2 protein-coding genes are annotated in these 1,418 nt (G+C 42.2%); both read left to right on the top strand.

Translation table 11 applies throughout. The annotated features are described in order from the left end of the window. The coding region (locus ACJML3_RS10495) for a phage portal protein (RefSeq protein ID WP_406023042.1) at nt 1-1,068 on the top strand (1,068 nt) is incomplete at its 5' end. Beyond that, nucleotides 1,049-1,418: ATP-dependent Clp protease proteolytic subunit (locus ACJML3_RS10490; RefSeq protein ID WP_406023040.1), on the top strand; the 370-nt coding region annotated here is incomplete at its 3' end. The genes ACJML3_RS10495 and ACJML3_RS10490, both read left to right, overlap by 20 nt.

Below are 1,418 nucleotides of genomic sequence, written 5' to 3'. Positions count from 1 at the left end.
ATTGAGTCTGACAGAATCTGCAATCCGTTGGATTCTTTTAAGGTTACAGATAATTCTGTTGTTGAAGGTGTTGAGGTTGGTCAGTATGGTGAACCGGTCGCCTATTACGTGGCTAAATATCATCCATACTCAATGCACCGTCCTTTAAATTCCTTTAAGCAGGAATGGAAGCGTGTTCAGGCTTTTGGCACAAAGTCAGGTCGTAGAAATATGCTCCACCTAATGTCTGATATGGAACGTCCAGGACAGCGCAGAGGTGTACCACTTCTTGCCCCAGTGATTGAAGCATTAAAACAGTTAGGCAGATATACAGATGCAGAACTGGTTGCTGCAGTAGTAAGTGGTTACTTCACTGTATTTATCACTCAGGACAATCCACAGAATGGACTTGATTCTTTAATGACTGGAATGCCTGGTGTTGATGTAAGTTCCATGACTGCAGATCAGAATGACGTCTCACTTGGTAACGGTGCCATTGTTAATCTAGCTGAAGGAGAGAAGGTTGAAACGGCAAACCCAGGCAGACCTAATACTGCTTTTGATGGTTTTGTTACTTCTATCTGCAGACAGATCGGCGCAGCTTTGGAAATTCCTTATGAACTTCTGATGAAGAGCTTCACATCTTCTTATAGTGCTTCTCGTGGCGCATTACTTGAAGCCTGGAAGATGTTCAGAATGCGAAGACAGTGGATTGTTAACCGTTTATGTCAGCCAGTTTATGAGGAATGGTTATCTGAAGCTGTTGCTAAGGGCAGAATCAGTGCTCCAGGTTTCTTTGATGATCCTGCAATCAGAAAAGCATGGTGTTTAGCTGATTGGTCTGGGGATACTCAAGGACAGCTTGATCCGCTTAAAGAAGCTGAAGCAGCTAAGGTTCGTGTTGAGGAAGGTTTCAGTACACGTGAGCATGAAGCAAATGAACTTACTGGAATGAGCTTTGACGTGATTGCAGCTCAGAGGGGCAGAGAAGAAAAACTTATGAATGAAAACGACATTAGGCCAACACCTGGTGTTAATTCTTTAGAACAAAGCGAAGAGGATGAAACCAATGCCAAAAACAGAGCTTAGACCAATTTTGGCAATTCAGGAAAAAGAAGAAATTACAATCTTGAATTTCTTTGGTCCTATTGCTGAGAAATGGTTTGAAGATGAGAAATGCTTTGATGAGGCAGAAGTTGCAAAAGCTTTTGCTGCAGTCAATCCTAATAAACCAATAGATATTTATATCAATTCGCCAGGTGGAAGTGTTGCAAGCGCTCTGGCGATCAATGGAATTTTATCAAGACACAAGGCCGGCATCACAATTCACGTGACCGGCCTTGCTGCTTCTGCTGCAACACTGATTACTTCCTTAAAAAATGCAAAGACAGTAATCAGTAAAGGTTCTCTGTTCATGATTCACAATCCAATGTCTAGTG

The sequence above is a fragment of the Succinivibrio sp. genome (assembly GCF_045124615.1).
Taxonomy (GTDB): Bacteria; Pseudomonadota; Gammaproteobacteria; order Enterobacterales; family Succinivibrionaceae; genus Succinivibrio; species Succinivibrio faecicola.
This window is presented reverse-complemented; position numbering and strand designations above follow the sequence as displayed.